At 63.7% G+C, this 17352-nt stretch carries 17 protein-coding genes; 10 read left to right on the plus strand and 7 right to left on the minus strand.

Annotated features, from left to right (window positions below; genetic code table 11):
- The 5 genes from DXH78_RS11290 to DXH78_RS11310 all read left to right on the plus strand — a co-directional run bounded on the left by DXH78_RS11290 (position 1) and on the right by DXH78_RS11310 (position 4709).
- The gene (locus tag DXH78_RS11290; RefSeq protein WP_115517119.1) at positions 1-1248 is read left to right on the plus strand and encodes an ABC transporter substrate-binding protein; all 1248 of its coding nucleotides are present in this window, start codon (positions 1-3) and stop codon (positions 1246-1248) included.
- 159 nt (positions 1249-1407) lie between these two features.
- Positions 1408-2280: a branched-chain amino acid ABC transporter permease gene (locus tag DXH78_RS11295; RefSeq protein WP_115517864.1), complete on the plus strand. Its 873-nt coding sequence runs from the start codon at positions 1408-1410 to the stop codon at positions 2278-2280.
- Positions 2277-3281, plus strand: a complete 1005-nt coding sequence (locus tag DXH78_RS11300) for a branched-chain amino acid ABC transporter permease (RefSeq protein WP_115517120.1) — start codon at positions 2277-2279, stop codon at positions 3279-3281. The genes DXH78_RS11295 and DXH78_RS11300 overlap by 4 nt, the downstream gene beginning before the upstream one ends.
- On the plus strand, positions 3278-4003 hold the full coding sequence (locus DXH78_RS11305) for an ABC transporter ATP-binding protein (protein ID WP_115517121.1): 726 nt from the start codon (positions 3278-3280) through the stop codon (positions 4001-4003). The genes DXH78_RS11300 and DXH78_RS11305 overlap by 4 nt, the downstream gene beginning before the upstream one ends.
- Position 4004: 1 nt before the next feature.
- Complete coding sequence (locus DXH78_RS11310) at positions 4005-4709, plus strand: ABC transporter ATP-binding protein (protein ID WP_115517122.1); 705 nt, start codon at positions 4005-4007, stop codon at positions 4707-4709.
- A gap of 71 nt (positions 4710-4780) precedes the next feature.
- On the opposite strand, the gene DXH78_RS11315 is transcribed toward DXH78_RS11310, so the two are convergent.
- The 4 genes from DXH78_RS11315 to galE all read right to left on the minus strand — a co-directional run bounded on the left by DXH78_RS11315 (position 4781) and on the right by galE (position 8898).
- Positions 4781-4993 carry a hypothetical protein gene (locus DXH78_RS11315; RefSeq protein ID WP_115517123.1) on the minus strand — a complete coding sequence of 71 codons (213 nt, stop codon included), beginning with the start codon at positions 4991-4993 and terminating at the stop codon, positions 4781-4783.
- A gap of 158 nt (positions 4994-5151) precedes the next feature.
- Positions 5152-5853: a fumarylacetoacetate hydrolase family protein gene (locus DXH78_RS11320; protein ID WP_115517124.1), complete on the minus strand. Its 702-nt coding sequence runs from the start codon at positions 5851-5853 to the stop codon at positions 5152-5154.
- A 106-nt stretch (positions 5854-5959) separates the two neighbouring features.
- Positions 5960-7789 carry an ABC transporter ATP-binding protein gene (locus tag DXH78_RS11325; RefSeq protein ID WP_430727484.1) on the minus strand — a complete coding sequence of 610 codons (1830 nt, stop codon included), beginning with the start codon at positions 7787-7789 and terminating at the stop codon, positions 5960-5962.
- A 98-nt stretch (positions 7790-7887) separates the two neighbouring features.
- Complete coding sequence (gene galE, locus DXH78_RS11330; protein ID WP_115517125.1) at positions 7888-8898, minus strand: UDP-glucose 4-epimerase GalE; 1011 nt, start codon at positions 8896-8898, stop codon at positions 7888-7890.
- Positions 8899-9053: 155 nt separating this feature from the next.
- Between galE and waaC the strand changes: the two genes are divergently transcribed.
- Positions 9054-10001: a lipopolysaccharide heptosyltransferase I gene (waaC, locus tag DXH78_RS11335; RefSeq protein ID WP_115517126.1), complete on the plus strand. Its 948-nt coding sequence runs from the start codon at positions 9054-9056 to the stop codon at positions 9999-10001.
- 73 nt (positions 10002-10074) lie between these two features.
- On the opposite strand, the gene DXH78_RS11340 is transcribed toward waaC, so the two are convergent.
- Positions 10075-10764: a glutathione S-transferase family protein gene (locus DXH78_RS11340; protein WP_115517127.1), complete on the minus strand. Its 690-nt coding sequence runs from the start codon at positions 10762-10764 to the stop codon at positions 10075-10077.
- Positions 10765-10889: 125 nt separating this feature from the next.
- Between DXH78_RS11340 and DXH78_RS11345 the strand changes: the two genes are divergently transcribed.
- Positions 10890-11885 carry a LysR family transcriptional regulator gene (locus tag DXH78_RS11345; protein ID WP_115517128.1) on the plus strand — a complete coding sequence of 332 codons (996 nt, stop codon included), beginning with the start codon at positions 10890-10892 and terminating at the stop codon, positions 11883-11885.
- Here the strand turns inward: DXH78_RS11345 and DXH78_RS11350 are convergent.
- Positions 11845-12825, minus strand: a complete 981-nt coding sequence (locus tag DXH78_RS11350; RefSeq protein ID WP_210209540.1) for a KpsF/GutQ family sugar-phosphate isomerase — start codon at positions 12823-12825, stop codon at positions 11845-11847. The genes DXH78_RS11345 and DXH78_RS11350 overlap by 41 nt on opposite strands.
- Positions 12826-12943: 118 nt before the next feature.
- Positions 12944-13999: a lipopolysaccharide heptosyltransferase II gene (gene waaF / locus DXH78_RS11355; RefSeq protein ID WP_115517130.1), complete on the minus strand. Its 1056-nt coding sequence runs from the start codon at positions 13997-13999 to the stop codon at positions 12944-12946.
- 147 nt (positions 14000-14146) lie between these two features.
- Between waaF and rfaD the strand changes: the two genes are divergently transcribed.
- From rfaD to DXH78_RS11370, 3 genes are read left to right on the plus strand one after another with little or no spacing between them, the layout of a single operon-like run.
- Entirely contained in the window at positions 14147-15127 is a 981-nt protein-coding gene (gene rfaD, locus DXH78_RS11360) for an ADP-glyceromanno-heptose 6-epimerase (protein WP_115517131.1), read from the plus strand.
- Positions 15128-15130: 3 nt separating this feature from the next.
- Positions 15131-16603 (plus strand): D-glycero-beta-D-manno-heptose-7-phosphate kinase, encoded by a 1473-nt coding sequence (gene rfaE1, locus DXH78_RS11365; protein WP_115517132.1) that lies wholly within the window; start codon positions 15131-15133, stop codon positions 16601-16603.
- A 17-nt stretch (positions 16604-16620) separates the two neighbouring features.
- Positions 16621-17343, plus strand: a complete 723-nt coding sequence (locus tag DXH78_RS11370) for an FkbM family methyltransferase (protein WP_168192781.1) — start codon at positions 16621-16623, stop codon at positions 17341-17343.
- The last annotated feature ends 9 nt before the right edge of the window (positions 17344-17352 follow it).

Genomic DNA, 17352 nt, shown 5'->3' on the forward strand with positions numbered 1-17352 from the left:
ATGACCAAGAACTCGAAATCGGGTGCGGCCAACGTGTCGCGCCGCACCGTGGCGGCCGGTCTTGGCGCGCTCGGCATTACGGCGGGCGTTGCGCCGTTCAACATCGTGCGTGCTCAGGGCGCAGCCCTGAAGGTGGGTGTGCTGCTGCCGCGCTCGGGTTATCAGGCCGGCATCGGCCAGGATTGTCAGCGCGGCGTTGACGTCACGGCGGGCCTGCTCAAGGAGCTCGGCCTGCCGCAGCTCCAGTTCATGAATGCCGACACAGAGACCAACGTTGATGTCGCCCGTTCGCGCGCTGAAAAGCTGATCAGCGAAGGCGCGCAGGTTTTGATGGGCGCCTTCGATAGCGGTCAGAGCACCGCGATCGCCCAGGTCGCCGAACAGAAGGGCATTCCCTACATCATCAACATTGCGGCCGCCCCGCCGATCACCGAGCAGGGCTACAAGTTCGTGTTCCGCAACTTCCCGACCGCGCCGATGATCCTGCGCGATGCCTTCATCAATCAGAAGGAAATCTTCGCGGCGACCGGCGCGGCGCCGAAGACGGCCGTGTTCCTGCACGTCAACGATACCTTCGGTACCGCGATGTCGAAGGCGATTCCCGGTCTGATGCCGAAATTCGATATGCCGTACCAGATCCTCGAGACGATCTCGTACGACCCGGCGGCACGCGACCTGTCGGTCGAAATCTCCAAGGCCAAGGCAACCAAGGCCGAAGCCATCATTGTGGTCAGCCGCCTCAACGACGCCATCCTGCTGACCCGCGAAATGGTCAAGCAGCGCTGGTCGCCGATGGCCGTGCTCAGCATGGGCCCCGGCTGGTACGAGGATCAGTACCTCAAGACGCTGGGCAAGCTCTCGGACGGCCCGCTCAGCTTCGTGCCGTGGTACGATCCGAACAAGCCGCTCAGCAAGAAGCTGGAGGCTGCGCTCGCCAAGGCGCATCCTGGCGTCAACCTCAACACCAACCACGTCTATTCCTTCGAGGCGCTGCTGGTGGCGGCCGACGCCTACAAGCGGGCCGGCTCCGCCGATCCGAACGCGCTCGCCGAAGCGATCCGCAAGACCAACATCACCAACAACGTCAGCCCGGGCCCCGGCATCCAGTTCGACGCCAAGGGCCAGAACGACAAGCTGCTCAACAGCGCGATTCAGAATCGCGGCGGCAAGCTCGTCACTGTGGCGCCGAAGGTCGCGGCCAATGCCAAGCCCGAAGTGCCGATGAAGCCTTACGACAAGCGCGGTTAAGGCAGGCGGGCCGACCGTTACAAAGACCGTGATGGCCGGGCTGGTCCCGGCCATCCACGTCTTGCTCGTCGACCATTGACAACAAAGCCGTGGATGCCCGGCATAAAGCCGGCATGACGGAGTAGGCAACGCGCGTCTCGGATTTCAGGAAACGGATTGGTGCCCCTAGACATCTATCTCAACGTTGCCGTCGCCGGCATTCTGACCGGACTCGTATACGGGCTCATGGCGCTCGGCCTGTCGGTCATCTTCGGCGTTGTGCGGGTCGTCAATTTCGCCCACGGCGAAATGATGACCGTTGCCATGTACATGGCGGTGACCTTGTTTTCGGCTTTAGGTCTCGACCCGCTGGTCATGCTGGTGCCGATCGCGACGGTACTGTTCGCTTTCGGTTACTTGCTGCAGAAGAGCCTGATCAATCCCTTCATCACGCGGCCCGAGCATAGCCAGTTCCTGCTGCTGGTGGCTGTCGCGATCATCATGGTGAACGTCCTGCTCATCCTGTTCGGCCCGGATGCGCAGAACGTGCAGGTGTCCTACGCCTATGACAGCTATCAGATCGGTCCGCTGATCGTGGATGCGACCAAAACCTATGCTGCGTTCGCCGCGTTGGTGGTGGCGACAGCGCTGTTCTGCTTTTTTCGCTACACCACGCTCGGCACTGCGATCCGCGCCTGCGCCGACAATTACACCGGCGCACTGGTGGTCGGTCTCGACGTCAAGCACCTTTATGCACTTACCTTCGGTCTCGGCGCAGCCTGCGTCGGCGCGGCCGGCGTAATGTTGGTGCTGATCGTCGACGTTACGCCGGCGCTCGGACCGGCTTATACGCTGCTCGCTTTCGTCATCGTCATCACCGGCGGCCTCGGCTCGATGCCGGGCGCGCTGCTTGGTGGTGTGATGATCGGCCTGACCGAAGCCATGGCCGGCCTGTTGTTCGCGCCATCGGCGAAAAGCATGTTTGCTTTCGGCATTCTGGTTCTTGTGCTGCTCTTTCGTCCGCAAGGTATCTTGGGCAGGAGGGCCACATGATCGCACGCCTCTTCGACGGCGTGCCGGCGCGCGCGCTCATCCTGCTTGGATTGTTGCTGGTTTTCGCGATCTTCGCGCCGCTGTTCGCCAGCGATTATCTGCTGACCATTCTCATCCTGATTTTCTACTTCGCCTATACCGGCCAGGCCTGGAACATCATGATGGGCTTTGCCGGCCAGCTGTCGCTCGGCCATACCCTGTATGTCGGCCTTGGCGCCTATGCGGCGGCGTCGCTGTTCGTGCATTACGGCATTGCCCCCTGGATCGGGCTTGTCGTTGGAGTTCCGATTGCCGGCGCGGTTGGCGCCTTCATTGGCTTCCTCGCCTTCCGCTTCAAGGTCGGCGGCGTTTATTTCGCCATCCTGACCATCGCTTTTGCTGAATTCGCTCGTGTGGGTTTCGACCATCTGCCTTTCACGGCAGGTTCGTCCGGCCTGTTCCTGCCGGTGAAGCAGTATTCCGGCAACAATCTGTGGACGCTCCGTGGTGAGCCGGTGATGTTCTATTACATCCTGCTGGTGGCCACGATTGCGGCCTTCATCGGTTGCCGCATGCTGCTGCAAAGCCGCATCGGTTATTTCTGGCTGGCGATCCGCGAAGACGAGGAAGCCGCGCGCGCCGCCGGCATCGACACCTTCCGCTACAAGATGATCGCGGTCGTGATCTCGGCCGGCATGACGTCTTTTGCCGGCGTGGTCTACGCCTTCTACTATAACAACCTGTTTCCCGAGCAGGTCTTCCACATCTCGCGTTCGATTGAGATTATCCTTGGCCCCATCGTCGGCGGCGTCGGCACCTTGTTCGGCCCGATCTTGGGCGCCTTCCTTCTCACCGGCCTTGCCGAGGCTTTGACCGAGGGCCTGCATGCGATCGGCGTCGATGTGCCCGGTGCAAAGCAGGTGTTCTACGGTATTTGTCTTCTGTTCGTGATCATGGCGTTGCCTGACGGCGTCTGGCCCTGGGTCAAGCGCCGGCTCGGTCTGACGGAGCGCCAGTCATGAGCCCGCTCCTGAAAGTGGAAGGCGTCAGCAAACGATTCCGTGGTCTGCTTGCCGTCGACAAGGTCAGCTTCGAGGTGCCGCAGGGTGGCATCTACGCCGTGATCGGCCCTAACGGGGCCGGCAAGACGACCTTGTTCAACATGATCGCCGGCGTGTTCGCGCCGGACGGAGGCGACATTACCTTTGCCGGCGAACGGATCGATGGCCTGCTGCCCAATCAGGTGGCCCAGCGCGGCATTGGCCGCACCTTTCAGATCGTGCGGCCGTTCCCTGCGCTCACGGTCGAGGAGAATGTCGTCGTCGGTGCGCTGATGAAGCGGAAGGACGTATCGGCAGCGCGCGCTCACGCGCATGATGTGATGCGCCGGCTCGACCTCTACGACAAGCGTGCGCAGCGTGCCTCGTCAATGACCTTGCCGGACCGCAAGCGGCTTGAAGTGGCCCGTGCGCTTGCGACCGATCCGAAGCTGCTGCTGCTGGACGAGGTGATGGCGGGTCTGCGCCCCACCGAAACCGACCGCATTGTTGCCATTCTCAAAGAACTCAATCGCGACAGCGGCCTGACCATCCTCTTGATTGAGCACGTCATGCGCGCGGTGATGGCGCTGGCGCAGCACATTGTCGTGCTGCATCACGGCGCCAACATTGCCGAAGGCGCGCCGGTCGATGTGGTGCGCGATAAGGCCGTGATCGACTCCTATCTCGGCGCGGAGGCGGTCTGACATGCTCCTCGTCGAAAATCTCGATGTCCACTACGGTGATGCCCAGGCACTCGACGGCGTCACGCTGGAAATTCCCGAGCGCGCGATCGTTGCTATCGTCGGCGCCAACGGTGCCGGCAAAACGTCGCTGATCCGTGCTATCGCCGGCATCAACCGGCCGACGCGCGGACGCATTCTCTATCGCGGCGACAACATCGCCGGGCTGCCGAGCTACAAGGTCTGCAATCTCGGTATCGGGCAGGTTGCCGAAGGCCGCCAGGTATTCCCGTCGCTCACCATTGCCGAGAATTTGGCGATGGGGGCGATGATCCCGCGCGCCAGGGCAAACCGCGATCGTAACCTCGACCGGGTCTATGCGATGTTTCCGCGCCTCGCCGAACGTCGCGCCCAGGCTGCCGGCACCTTGTCAGGCGGTGAGCAGCAGATGGTCGCCATTGGCCGCTGCCTGATGGGCGAGCCGGAACTGATCATGTTCGATGAACCGTCGCTTGGTCTCGCGCCGGCGATCGTGCAGCAGGTGCTGGCGACGGTACGGGATCTCAACCGCGAGGGCATCACCTGTGTGCTGGTTGAGCAGAACGTGGCGGTATCGTTGAAGCTGGCGAGCCACGCTTACGTGCTTGAGAATGGCCGCGTTACATTGTCGGGCTCGGGCGAGGAGATGCTCGGCGACGACCGCGTCCGGCAGGCCTATCTGGGCATTTAGCGCTTCGACTTGATTGAAGCGGCGTTCTTGTTCTGTCACGCCCCATCACCCGCGTTCGCGGGTGAAGGTTGTTAGCGCGGCAGTCCGACCGGCCGGCGGCTCTGCCGCATCAGCAGATTGAGCGCGGCGACCCGCAGGCTGAGTGGGCAATCCGGAAAGCTGGCGCGGAGAAGCTTGAGCGCTTCGGAATCGGTGGCCGGAGAAAATTGCATCACCGTTTCGGCCATCCAGACCGCGTCGGCGGCGGGATTGGCGGAGCGGGACGTGAGCAGAGCTTGACCCATCGTGTAGTCCTGTGCGCTGTCAAACCACAGTCTGGAACCGGCATTCCCAGTGTGCGGCTCGGACGTTAGGGATTGGTTAACAACGCAAACAGCCGGCGGTTCCGCCGGCTGTTCAGTCCTAGCTGATTCGGGCTCTCTGCGAATCCCCGATATTCGGCCTATTTCAAGGGCTGGCCGATCGTCACGGTACAGGTACCCACACCTTCGACGCTGCATTCGAGCTTGTCGCCGGCCACGGTGGCGGCGACGCCGGCCGGCGTGCCGGTCATGATGATGTCGCCGGGCGCCAGTTCGACCATCTTCGACAGATCGGCGATGATTTCCGGGACATTCCAGATCATCTGATTGAGGTTGCCGTCCTGACGGATCTGGCCGTTGCAGGACAGGGCAATGCGCGCGTCCTTCGGGTGCCCGATTTCGGCGGCCGGCTTGATGGCGCCGCAAGGGGCCGAGTGGTCGAAGGCCTTGCCGATCTCCCACGGCCGCTTCAAATCGCGTGAGGCGATCTGCAGGTCGCGACGGGTGAGGTCGATGCCGACGGCATAGCCGTAGACGCAGTCATTGGCTTGTCCGACCGGAATGTTGCGGCCGCCCGACTTGAGCGCGACGACGAGTTCGACCTCGTGATGCATGTCCTTGGTCAGCGACGGGTAGGGCACGGTACTGCCGTCGGCCACAATGGCGTCGGCGGGCTTGGCAAAATAGAACGGCGGCAGGCGCTCGTCCTGGCCCATCTCACGAATGTGCTCGATGTAGTTGCGGCCGACGCACCAGATGCGGCGCACCGGATACACCTTGGACGAGCCGGCAACCGCGATGACGGGCTGCGGCGGCGCTGGAATAACGTAGTCCGCGCTCATGAGAACCTGCCTGTAACGTTGTTTGTAGCGAAAACCGGGCGGAGCGCCCAGCTTTCCGGTTAACGCATTCGAGGCAGACGAACAAGACGCAGAGCCAGCAAACCTGTCAGCCGGTTGCGGCAGCGGCCGGCGCCGGCTGTTCCTGATCCTTCAGCTGCAGCCGGTAGAACGTGGCATAGCGGCCGCCTTGGGCCAGCAAGTCGTCGTGTCGGCCGGATTCGCTCGCATGGCCTCCTTCGATCACGAAGATGCGGTCGGCATGGGAGATGGTGTGCAGGCGGTGGGCAATGGCGAGCGTGGTGCGTCCCGCGGACAGGCGATCCATCGCTTCGCGCACGGCGAGCTCGCTTTCGGAATCGAGCGCGGCGGTTGCTTCATCGAGCAGGATGATCGGCGCGTTCTTGATGAAGGCGCGGGCGATCGCGATGCGCTGGCGCTGGCCGCCTGATAGTTGCAAGCCGTGTTCGCCGACGGGCGTTTCGTAACCCGCCGGAAACGCCATGATGAAGTCGTGCGCATAGGCGCCCTTGGCGGCGGCGATGATCTCGTCTTCGGTCGCACCCGGTTTGCCGAAGGCGATGTTTTCGCGCACCGTACCGCGGAACAGGAAGGTCTCCTGCCCGACATAGGCAATCTGCTCGCGGAGCGAACGGCGCGACACCTGTGTGACTTCCTGGCCGTCGACTTCGACGCGGCCGTCATGAGCGTCGTAGAAGCGCATCAGCAAGTTGAACACGGTGGACTTGCCGCCGCCGGAAGGCCCGACCAGCGCCGTGAGCTTGCCCGGCTCGGCGACGAACGACATGCCGCGCAGCACCGGCTGCTCGCCGCGATAGGCGAAATCGACATTCTTGAACTCGATGCGGCGTTCGGTGACCTTGAGCGCCGGCTTGTCGTCGTCGGCCGCCTCGCTCGGCGGGCTATCGAGCACCTCGAACAGAACGCGCACGCCGACCAGCGCGCTGTTCAGTTCGATGTTGAGACGCGCGAGGCGCTTGGCCGGCTCGTAGGCGAGCAGGAACGCGGTGATGAAGGAGAAGAACTGGCCCGGCGTGGCGCCGGTCTCCAGCACGCGATAGCCGCCGTAGCAGATGGCGATGGCGATGGCGCAGCCGCCCAGCGTTTCCATCAGCGGCGAGGCGCGGGCGCCGACGCGCGCCATCTTGTTGGCCTCGTGCTCGACCTGCGCGACATTGTCGTCGAAGCGCTTGCGCATGACCGGCTCGAGCGTGAAGGCCTTGACGATGCGGATGCCCTGCAGCGTCTCCTGCAAGGTCTCGATGATGCGCGCGCCGCCCTGGAACTGCGAGCGGCCGATCTTGTAGACGCGGCGCACCATCTTGCGCAGTACGAGGAAGGCCGGCGGAGCCACGAAGAACGAGAAGAAGGACAGCACCGGGTCCTGCACCACCATCACGGTGACAAGGCCGATCAGCGACAACAGATCGCGGCCGAGCGACATCACCAGGAGGTTGATGACCTGGGTCGCGGCATTGGCGCCGGCGGTGAGGCGGGCGATGAATTCGGTCGAGTGCCGGTCGGAGAAGAAGCCGAGGCCCTCGCGCAGCAGCTTGGCAAACACCGCGCGCTGATTGTCGGCGATGATGCGGTTGCCGATTTGCGACAGCAGCACGGTGTGGCCGTAGGTGGCGATGCCCTTCAGGGCAAACAGCGCAACCGTGATGGCGCCCAGTACCATGATGCCGGGCAGGTTGCGGTTGACATAAGTCTCGTTGATGACGTTGCCGATCAGATAGGCGCTGAACGCGGTGCAGCCGGCGGCAACGGCCATGAAGACGAAGGCAAAGGCGTATTTGCGCCAGTGCCCGACGCCCTGCTCGACGAACAGGCGCCGGATCAGGACCATGGGTCTGTAGCGCGCGTCGTCGGCGGCGGAGGACATATCGGACTTTTGGCCGGAATTCTGGTCGGTCATGGCCTCTCTGTCGGGCATCGCCCGACAGGCGTCAAGATGCCCAAGCTGTGCAAAAAGTTGGGCGCTTCTCGTCATTTAACGGTCAAAACGGACCGAATTTATCCGCGGCCGGCCGGAGGCCGCGCTGCATTGGCCTGCAGGCGCTTTTCCCACGCCAGCGCATGGGAGACGATGGTGTCGAGGTCGCGGAACTGCGGATTCCACGCCGGCAGCGCCTGGCGTATGCGATCGACATTGGCGACCAGCGCCGGCGGATCGCCCGCGCGGCGGCCTTCGATGTCCACGGGAAAATCATGACCGGCGATGCGGCGCACGGCGTCGATGACTTCGAAGACCGAGGCGCCGCGACCGTAGCCGCAATTGAAGGTGGCGCTCGCGCCACCACGACGCAGATGGCCGAGCGCGGCCGAATGCGCGCGCGCCAGATCCGTCACATGAATATAATCGCGAATGCAGGTGCCGTCCGGCGTGTCATAATCGGTGCCGTAGACCGCCATCCGCGGCCGCTTGCCGACCGCAGTCTCGCAGGCAACCTTGATGAGATGCGTCGCCGCCGGTGTCGCCTGGCCAGTCCGGCCGCGCGGATCGGCGCCGGCGACATTGAAGTAGCGCAGCACGACAAAGCGCAGGTCGTGCGCGCGGCCGGCATCGTGCAGCATGATTTCCGACATCAGCTTCGAGGTGCCGTAAGGCGAGATCGGCTGCGTCGGCGCCCGCTCGTCGATCGGGTTCTGCTCGGCATTGCCGTAGACCGCGGCGGTCGATGAGAAGATCATCTGCTTGACACCGCCTTCGATGGCGGCGTCGATCAGCGTGCAGGTGTTCATCGTGTTGTTGCGGTAGTAGCCGAGCGGGTCGCGGACCGAATCCGGCACCACGATCGAGGCGGCGAAATGGATGATGGCGGTGACGCCATGCTGTTCGATGGTCTTGAGCACCAGCGCGCGGTCGCCGGTCGAGCCGTTGACGAACGGCACCGTCGCCGGAAACAGGTAGCGGAATCCGGTCGACAGATTGTCGAGTACGACCACCGGCTCGCCGGCGTCGACCAGTTCGTGAACCATGTGGCTGCCGATATAGCCGGCGCCGCCGGTGACCAGGATCGTCATAAGATGCCCCCGAAATCGAGTTAACGCTTCTACAGGGCAATCGTGAAAAGAGCGGGAAAGTTGTGCTGTTTCAGCCGGGTTCCACCCGATATTGTTAATGGGCGGTAACCAGTATAACAGGCGCATTAACACAACGGACCGGCGCCGCATCGCGCATGAAGGACATCCTGTTCATCAAGACCTCGTCGCTGGGCGATGTGATCCATCACATGCCGGCGGTGACCGATGCGCGCCGGGCGCGGCCGGATCTGCATCTGTCGTGGGTGATCGAGGAAGCTTTCGCGCCGCTGGCGCGGCTGCACCCCGGTATCGACGAGGTCATTCCGGTGGCGTCGCGGCGCTGGCGCAAGACCCTGCTGTCGGCCTCGACGTGGTCCGAGATGCGGCAACGCTGTGCCGTGCTCCGCACGAGGGAATATGACCGCGTCATCGATACGCAAGGTTTGTTGCGCACCGGTCTGATCGCGCGGCTCGCGCTCGGAGAGCGCCACGGCTACGACCGTGCCAGCATTCGCGAGCCGCTGGCCAGCCTGTTTTATGATGTGCGCCACACCGTGAGCCGCGAGCTGCACGCGGTCGAGCGCAACCGCCGTCTCACCGCACTGGCGCTCGGATACGAGATGCAGGGCGCACCTGACTTTGGCCTGTCGCGCGCAAACGTCGCGGCGCCGGCCGAACCTTATGTCGTCTTTCTTCACGCCACCGCGCAGGCGCGCAAGGAATGGCCAGTGGCGAACTGGATCGCGCTCGGTCGGTCGTTGAATGAGCGCGGGCTTGAGATCGTGTTGCCATGGGGCACCGAGACCGAACGGCTTCGCAGCGAAGATATCGCGCAAGCCTTGCCGAATGCCCGCGTTCCGGATCGCGCGCCGCTCGATCAGGTCGCGCGGCTGATAGCCAATGCGCGTGGCGTCGTTGGCGTCGATACCGGGTTATTGCATTTGGCTGCGGCGTTCGCCGCGCCGCTGGTCGCGATCTTCGCCGGCAGCCAGCCGAAGCTCACCGGCCCGGTGGGGGCGGGACCGATGACGGTGCTCGGCACTGACGGCGCGCCGCCGGGTGTGGATGAGGTGAGAGCGGCTGTCTCAACGCTGCTGATATAAACTCCGCTCGTCCCGCGAAGGCGATCCGGCGGTGAGAAGCGCCATCCAGGCAAGGCTCTGGCTCATGCCGGTCTCACGCCGCCAGCTTGATAAGATGCGCATTGTGTTGGACGAGGAAAGCCTGCAATCGCTTGCCGTAGTCGTCCGTGACGGCGCCGCGCACGCTCGGCCGCTCTGCAAGCGCGGCGCGCCAGGCGCGCACCTTTGGCTTTGCCGCGAACACGCCGATGTCAGCGATCCGGTCGAAGACGTCGAAGTAACGGAACGCAGGTGCAAACACCGCGTCGACCATGCTGAAGCCATTGCCGCTGAAGTAGGGTCCTTCACCCAAATCTCGCTCGATCCAAGCGAGCTTTGACGCGACCGCGTCAGCCGCGGACTTGTGCGCGGTGGCGTCCGTTGCCGTCTCCAGCCGCCAGATGTCTGAGAGAACGGCCGATCCGAATTCCATCCAGGCGCGATGCTTTGCCCGCTCCAGCGCGTCTTCGGGGTGCAGCTTGGGGCCGGCGGCGCTGTCTTCGATGAACTCGCAGATGACCGCGCTTTCGAACAGCACGGCTTCCGGGCCATCCGTGCGCGGCACGATCAGGACCGGCACCTTGCCAAGCGGTGAGATGGCGCGAAACCAGGCGGGCTTGTCGGCGAGATCGATGTAGCGCCGCTCGAAAGCGACGCCTTTTTCGGCCAGCGCGATCGCCGCGCGCTGGACATAGGGGCAGAGATGGTGACTGACGAGCGTAAGCTTCGGTGCGTCGGACGGCATGGCGACCTCTCGGGTGTTGCGACTGTCGATACCCCGAAGATGCGGCCTGCAACGGCGCAAATAAATTTGTTATTTTGCCAGTCTATCTTGCATATTCGCAAGCGAAGCCACATTATGCCGGCACGATGGAGGACTGGAACGATCTACGGTTTGTGCTGGCGGTCGCGCGTGCGGGTGCGCTGACCGCCGCGGCGAAAGCGCTGAGCATCGACCATTCGACCGCCTTCCGTCGCCTGAATGCGCTGGAGGAGCGGCTCGGCTTGCGCCTGTTCGAGCGCCTTCCGGGCGGCATTTACGAGCCGACCACTGGCGGGGAGCGTATGGCCGCCGCTGCCGAGCGCATGGAGGAGGAGGCGTTGGCGATCGGCCGCGACCTCGCCGGTCGCGATCATCGCCTGTCAGGACGCCTGCGCGTGACATGTTCGGAGACGCTCGCCTACCGGCTGTTGACGGGACACATCGCGGCGTTTCGCCAAGCCCAACCGGGCATCACCGTCGAGCTGATGATCGACAACCGGGTTCTCAGCCTGTCGCGCCGCGAAGCTGACATCGCATTGCGGCCGGTCCGGCCGAGAGAACCGGAACTCTGGGGCCGCAAGCTCGCCGACGTCGCTTGGGCGATCTATGGGAAGCGAAATAGCGCGCGTGGTCCGAACGATCTGGCGCGCGAGCCCAAGGATCTTTCCAGCTATCCGCTTATCGGGTGGAACGAGACGGCGGGTGAAATTGCCGCAGCGTCGTGGCTTTCACGCGCCGCGCCGGATGCTGCGTTCGTGTTCCGCACGAACAGCCTCGTCAATCAGCTCATAGCCGCAAAGGCCGGCATGGGTCTTGCGTTGTTGCCTTGCTATCTCGCCGATCCCGAGTCCCAACTTATCCGCTTTCTGTCAGAACCGATAAGGGAAATGGCCGGCGAACTCTGGATCGTCACGCACGCGGATATCAAGGGTACGGCGCGCGTGCGTGCCTTCTTCGATCTCGTTGGCAATGGTCTAGCCGCGGAACGGGACTTGTTTGAAGGCAAGAGAGCTCTGCAATCCGCCGCGAGGCTACGCGTCGAAGCGCGAGGAGAGAAGAAAGTTACGCCGCGCCCGCGCGCAGCAGATCGTGTACGTGAATAATACCGATCGGCTTGCCGGCGTCGACCACGAACAACGCCGTGACTTTCGTCGTGTTCAGAATGTCCAGCGTCTCGCTGATCAGTTGATCGGGACGCACCGCCTTCGGCGACTTCGTCATGACCGCTTCGACCGTAGCTTCGAGCAAGTCGTTGCGCATGTGGCGGCGCAGGTCGCCGTCGGTGATGATGCCGGCGAGCTTGCCCTGCGCGTCGACGATGCCGACGCACCCGAAGCCCTTCGCCGTCATGTGCACCAGCGCGTCCGACATCTTGGTGCCGAGCGGCTTGAGCGGCACGGCGTCGCCCGCATGCATGAACTCGCGCACGGTCTTGAGCAGTGCGCCGAGTTTGCCGCCGGGATGCAGCATGCCGAAATCGAGCGCGGTGAAGCCGCGGCTTTCCAGAAGCGCGATCGCCAGCGCATCGCCAAGCGCGAGCTGCATCAGCGACGACGTGGTCGGCGCGAGATTGTGCGGGCAGGCTTCGCGCGCCTGCGGCAGGATCAGCGCGACGTCGGCGGCTTTGGCCAAAGTCGATTCGGCGCTCGACGTCATGGCGATGAGACCGATGCCGTAGCGGCGCGAATAATCGATGAGGTTTTTCAGTTCGGCGGTTTCGCCGGACCACGACAGCGCGACGATGACATCGCCCTTGGCGATCATGCCCATGTCGCCATGGCTGGCTTCGGCCGGATGCACGAAGGAAGCGGGGGTGCCGGTGGAGGCGAAGGTCGAGGCGATCTTGGCGCCGATATGCCCGGACTTGCCCATGCCGGTGACGATGACGCGGCCTTGCGCGCCGCGGATCAGTTCGACGGCGGCGGCGAAGGGCGTGCCGAGGCCATCGCGCAGGCTGGCGGCCAGCGCATCGATGCCGGAGCCTTCGGCTTCCAGCGTGCGCAATGCGTTGTCGATGGCGGCCTGGGCCTGTTCGCTTCGCATCGGGGTGGCTTCTGCGTTTGCGGATTGGCGTTTGGCCATGGCCGGCGGCGTCCTTCCGAACTCGGATACTTCTACTAGCACCAAACCCGTCCCGCGTCAGGGCAGGTGAGCTAATGCCTTAACGCGGCTTGGTTTTTTCCGCCAGAGCAGCACGGACGGCGGCCAGCACGCTATCCACAGCTACGCCTGCCGTGGAGCGGTGAGAGACCGCCTCATTGCCGATTTCGCGGGCGCGCAGGCGGGCGTCCTCGTCGCCGGGTGGCTCCAGAATGGCGGAAACCGGGTTGAGCGGCTTCCAGTGCCAGGGACTGGTCGGGCCGAAAATCGCGACTGTCGGGGTGCCGAGGGCGGCCGAGACATGCATCAGCCCGGAATCATTGGTGACCGAGACGTCGGCGGCGGCCAGCGCCAAGATGGCGTTGCGCAGGTCGGTGCCGGTCAGGTCCCGGGCGCCCGGGCCGGCGAGCTCGGCGATCAGCCGGGCAGTTTCGCTTTCGGCCGGGCCCCCGAGAACCCAGACCGAAGCGCCGTCGGCCGTCAGCGCCTTGGCCAGTTGAGCATAGGCAGCCGGAGGCCAGGCCTTGCCGGCACCAACCGCACCCGGCGAAAGGGTCACAACAGGGCGGCGCTCGTCGGTCAGGCCTCGCAACTCCTGCCAGCGTGCGAGCTCGTCGGCGGCGACTTTCAACTCGGGCAGGGGCCATTCGGCCGGCAGTTTGGCGCCTTTGGGCAGGGCCAACGCGCCCATCTGGTCGATCATGCGCGGAAGCTTGCGCTCACCCCAGCGGATGTCGTTAAGGAGGCCGAAGCGGGCTTCGCCGGCAAAGCCGGTGCGGATCGGAATACCGGCCAGTGCCGGGGCCAGCGCCGCCTTCCATTTGCGGGACATAATAAGGGCCTGGCCGTAGCCGGTTTCGCGCAGGCGGGTGGCGAGGTCCTGCTGGACCGCCCAGCCCAGCCGTTTGCGCGGCTGGTCGGAGATGATCGGCCGGCGGACCCCCGGCATATAGTCGGCCAGCGGGCTACACAGCGTCGAGGAGACCATGTCCACCGGCCGCTCCGGGGCTTCGGCCTTGAGCAGGCGGACCACGGAATGGACCCGCACGAAGTCGCCGATCCACACGAAGGGGACGATCAGGACCGGGCGGTCGGGCTGGGTGGGGTCGATGGTCATGCGCTGTGGCGTTAGCCTTGGGTCCAAGTGCCTGTCCAGCGGCAATTTTTACCGTTTCCAGAGGCATTTGCGCGAGAGATTTGCGCCCCGTCCCGGACTGGGGCAAAGGTTTTCGGAAGGCGCCGGGCGCGCCGGGTAAGGGCTGCTATGATTCTGGTTACCGGGGGAGCCGGGTTCATTGGATCGAACATCGTCGCCAGCCTCAACGAGGCGGGGCGGACCGATGTTGTCGTCAACGATGTGCTCGGTACCGACGGCAAGTGGCGGAACCTCGCCAAGCGGCAGATTGCCGATTTCGTGCCGCCCGAGGACCTTCCCAAGTGGCTCGACGGCCGCAAGCTTGAAGCCGTCATCCATATGGGCGCGATTTCTTCCACCACCGCCGGCGACGGCGACGCTGTGATCAACAACAACTTCCGCCTGTCGCTCCGCCTGCTCGACTGGTGCACGGAAACCGGCACACCGTTTGTCTATGCCTCGTCCGCGGCTACTTATGGCGATCGCGATACCCATTTCGTTGATGACTGGTCGCTCGAAGGCTTGCGCACGCTGCGGCCGATGAATCTCTATGGCTGGTCGAAGCACCTGTTCGACCTTGCTTTGGTCGATCGTTACGTGAAGAAACAGAAGCTGCCGCCGACCTGGGTCGGCCTGAAGTTCTTCAACGTCTATGGCCCGAACGAGTATCACAAAGGCGCGATGGCCAGCGTGCTGTCGAAAGTATTCGACGGCGCCAAGGCAGGGCAGCCGGTGAAGCTGTTCAAGTCGCATCGCGAAGGTATCGGCGATGGCGATCAGCGTCGCGACTTCGTCTATGTCGATGACGTCGTCTCGGTGGTGCGCTGGGCGCTCAGCGGTTCGGCCAACAATGGCATCTACAATGTCGGCACCGGTCAGGCCGAGAGCTTCAAGGACATGATTGTTGCCATGTTCAAGGCCATGGGCGTCAAGCCGAACATCGACTATGTCGACATGCCGTTGTCGATCCGCGACCAGTATCAGTATTTCACGCAGGCCGACGCCAGCAATCTGCGCCGTGCCGGCTACAATGCCGGTTTCACGCCGATGGAAAAAGCGGTGACGCATTATGTCACCGGCTATCTCGATCAGGCAGACAGATACAAGTAATCCATGTTCGACTTCGACAAACATCTGTCCGGCCTTTCGCAGCAGACCGTGCTCTGCATCGGCGACCTGATGCTCGACGAGTTCGTCTATGGCGACGTTTCGCGCATCTCGCCGGAAGCGCCGACGCCGGTAATCGCAGTCAAGCGCACTGAAGTAATGGTCGGCGGCGCCGGCAACGTGGCGCGCAACCTGGTCGCGCTCGGCACGCGCTGCATTTTTATCGGCGTGGTCGGCGACGACGAGGCCGGCAAGGCGCTGACTGGCGCGCTGTCGTTGCATCCCCTGATCGAATTCTCTCTGGCGACCGACGCGCAACGTATGACGACGCGCAAGGTCCGTTTTGTATCCGAGCATCATTCGGCGCATCTGTTGCGCGCGGACTGGGAAGTGGCGGCGGCGATCGATCCGGCAGCCGAGGACGCGCTGATTGGCTATGCCATCGACGCGATGCCGCGCGCCGGCGCTGTTGTGCTGTCCGATTATGCCAAGGGCGCGCTGACGCCGCGCGTTGTGCGTGCCGTGATCGACGCCGCGAAAAAGGCTGGCAAGCCGGTGATCGTCGATCCCAAGGGGCGCGACTATTCGATCTATCGTGGTGCGACGCTGATCACGCCGAATCGGCAGGAGCTGGCCGCCGCGACCAACACCGCCGCGCGCAGCGACGACGAAGTTGTAATCGCAGCGCTTGGCCTCAAGAATTCGCTGGGCGCGCAGGCCGTCTTGGTGACGCGCAGCGAAGATGGCATGACCTTGGTGGGCGAGGGCGCGCCAGTGCATGTGCCGTCCTATGCAGTGAAGGTGCGCGATGTCTCCGGCGCCGGCGACACCGTCGTTGCCGTGCTCTCCGCCATGCTGGCGATGAATGCCGATTTCGAAAGCGCGATGCGCGCCGCCAATGCTGCGGCCGCTGTCGTCGTCGGCAAGCGTGGCACTGCAACGCTCACGGTCGATGAGCTGCGCCATCGTATCCTGCCGGAAGCGTCGCTCGCTTCGGAAGAGAAGATTGTGTTCGACTGGTCGCAGCTCGACGAGCACCTCGACGCGTGGCGTAAAATGGGGTTACGCATCGGCTTCACCAACGGCGTCTTCGATCTGCTGCATCCAGGGCACGTCAAGCTGCTCGCGCAGGCGCGCGCTCAATGCGACCGCCTCGTCGTTGGCCTCAACAGCGACGCGTCAGTGACGCGGCTGAAGGGTCCGAGCCGCCCGGTGCAGAACGCGCAATCGCGCGCTGAAGTATTGGCCGCGCTCGAAGCCGTCGATCTCGTCGTTGTGTTCGAGCAGGATACGCCGCGCGAACTGATTGCTGTCGTGAAGCCGACCGTTTTGGTCAAAGGCAGCGACTACACCCGCGAACAGGTCGTCGGCCACGATATCGTCGAGGCGCTTGGTGGCGTCGTCGTTCTGGTCGATCTGGTTCCGGGACAATCGACGACCTCGATGGTCGAGCGTTCGCGCGCGCCGAAGGACCGCTAAAGCAACAAGGTTGTCCCGTGGTCGCCACTTCTCATGAACGCGAAACTCAGCTTGTTGCCGCCTTCTTTGGCGGCGTAGAGGGCTATTTTGTCGAGGTCGGGGCCAACGAGCCGCGTCTGCGCTCGCAGACCTGGCATCTCGAGCAGGCCGGCTGGCGCGGCATTCTCGTCGAACCGCAGCCCAACCTGGTCGAGGAGCTTCGCGCCATGCGAACGGCGAAGGTCTTTGCGGTGGCATGCTCGGGCCCGGAAAACCTCGGCCGTACCTTGCCATTTCACGTCGCGGGTCCGTTGTCATCGCTTGACCGCGCTGGCATGGCGCCGGGCGCGCGGCCTGAGAAAGTAATCGAGGTGCCGGTACGCACGCTCGACAGCATCCTTGAGGAAGCGCAGGCGCCGGTAGCGTTCGATTTCTTGTCGATCGACGTAGAGGGCCACGAAATCGAGGTGCTGCGCGGTTTTGACCTCCGGCGCTGGCAGCCACGCCTGGTAATGATCGAAGACCACGTTGCCGACTTGTCGAAGCACGATTTCATGCGTGCGGCTGGCTACCGCATCATTCGTCGCTATGAGAACAACGGCTGGTACGTGCCGCAGGAATCCGAAGCCCGAATGGCTCTGGGTGACGCCTGGGAGATCGTCCGCAAGTATTATCTGGCTCTGCCGATCCGCAAGCTGCGAAATTTTTCCCGATACCGACGTGGCACTATCGGCGTCGCTGCTGCAGGCGAAACGGGCTAGAATGGTTGT

Origin of the sequence: Undibacter mobilis, from assembly GCF_003367195.1 — a bacterium.
Classification (GTDB): domain Bacteria; phylum Pseudomonadota; class Alphaproteobacteria; order Rhizobiales; family Xanthobacteraceae; genus Pseudolabrys; species Pseudolabrys mobilis.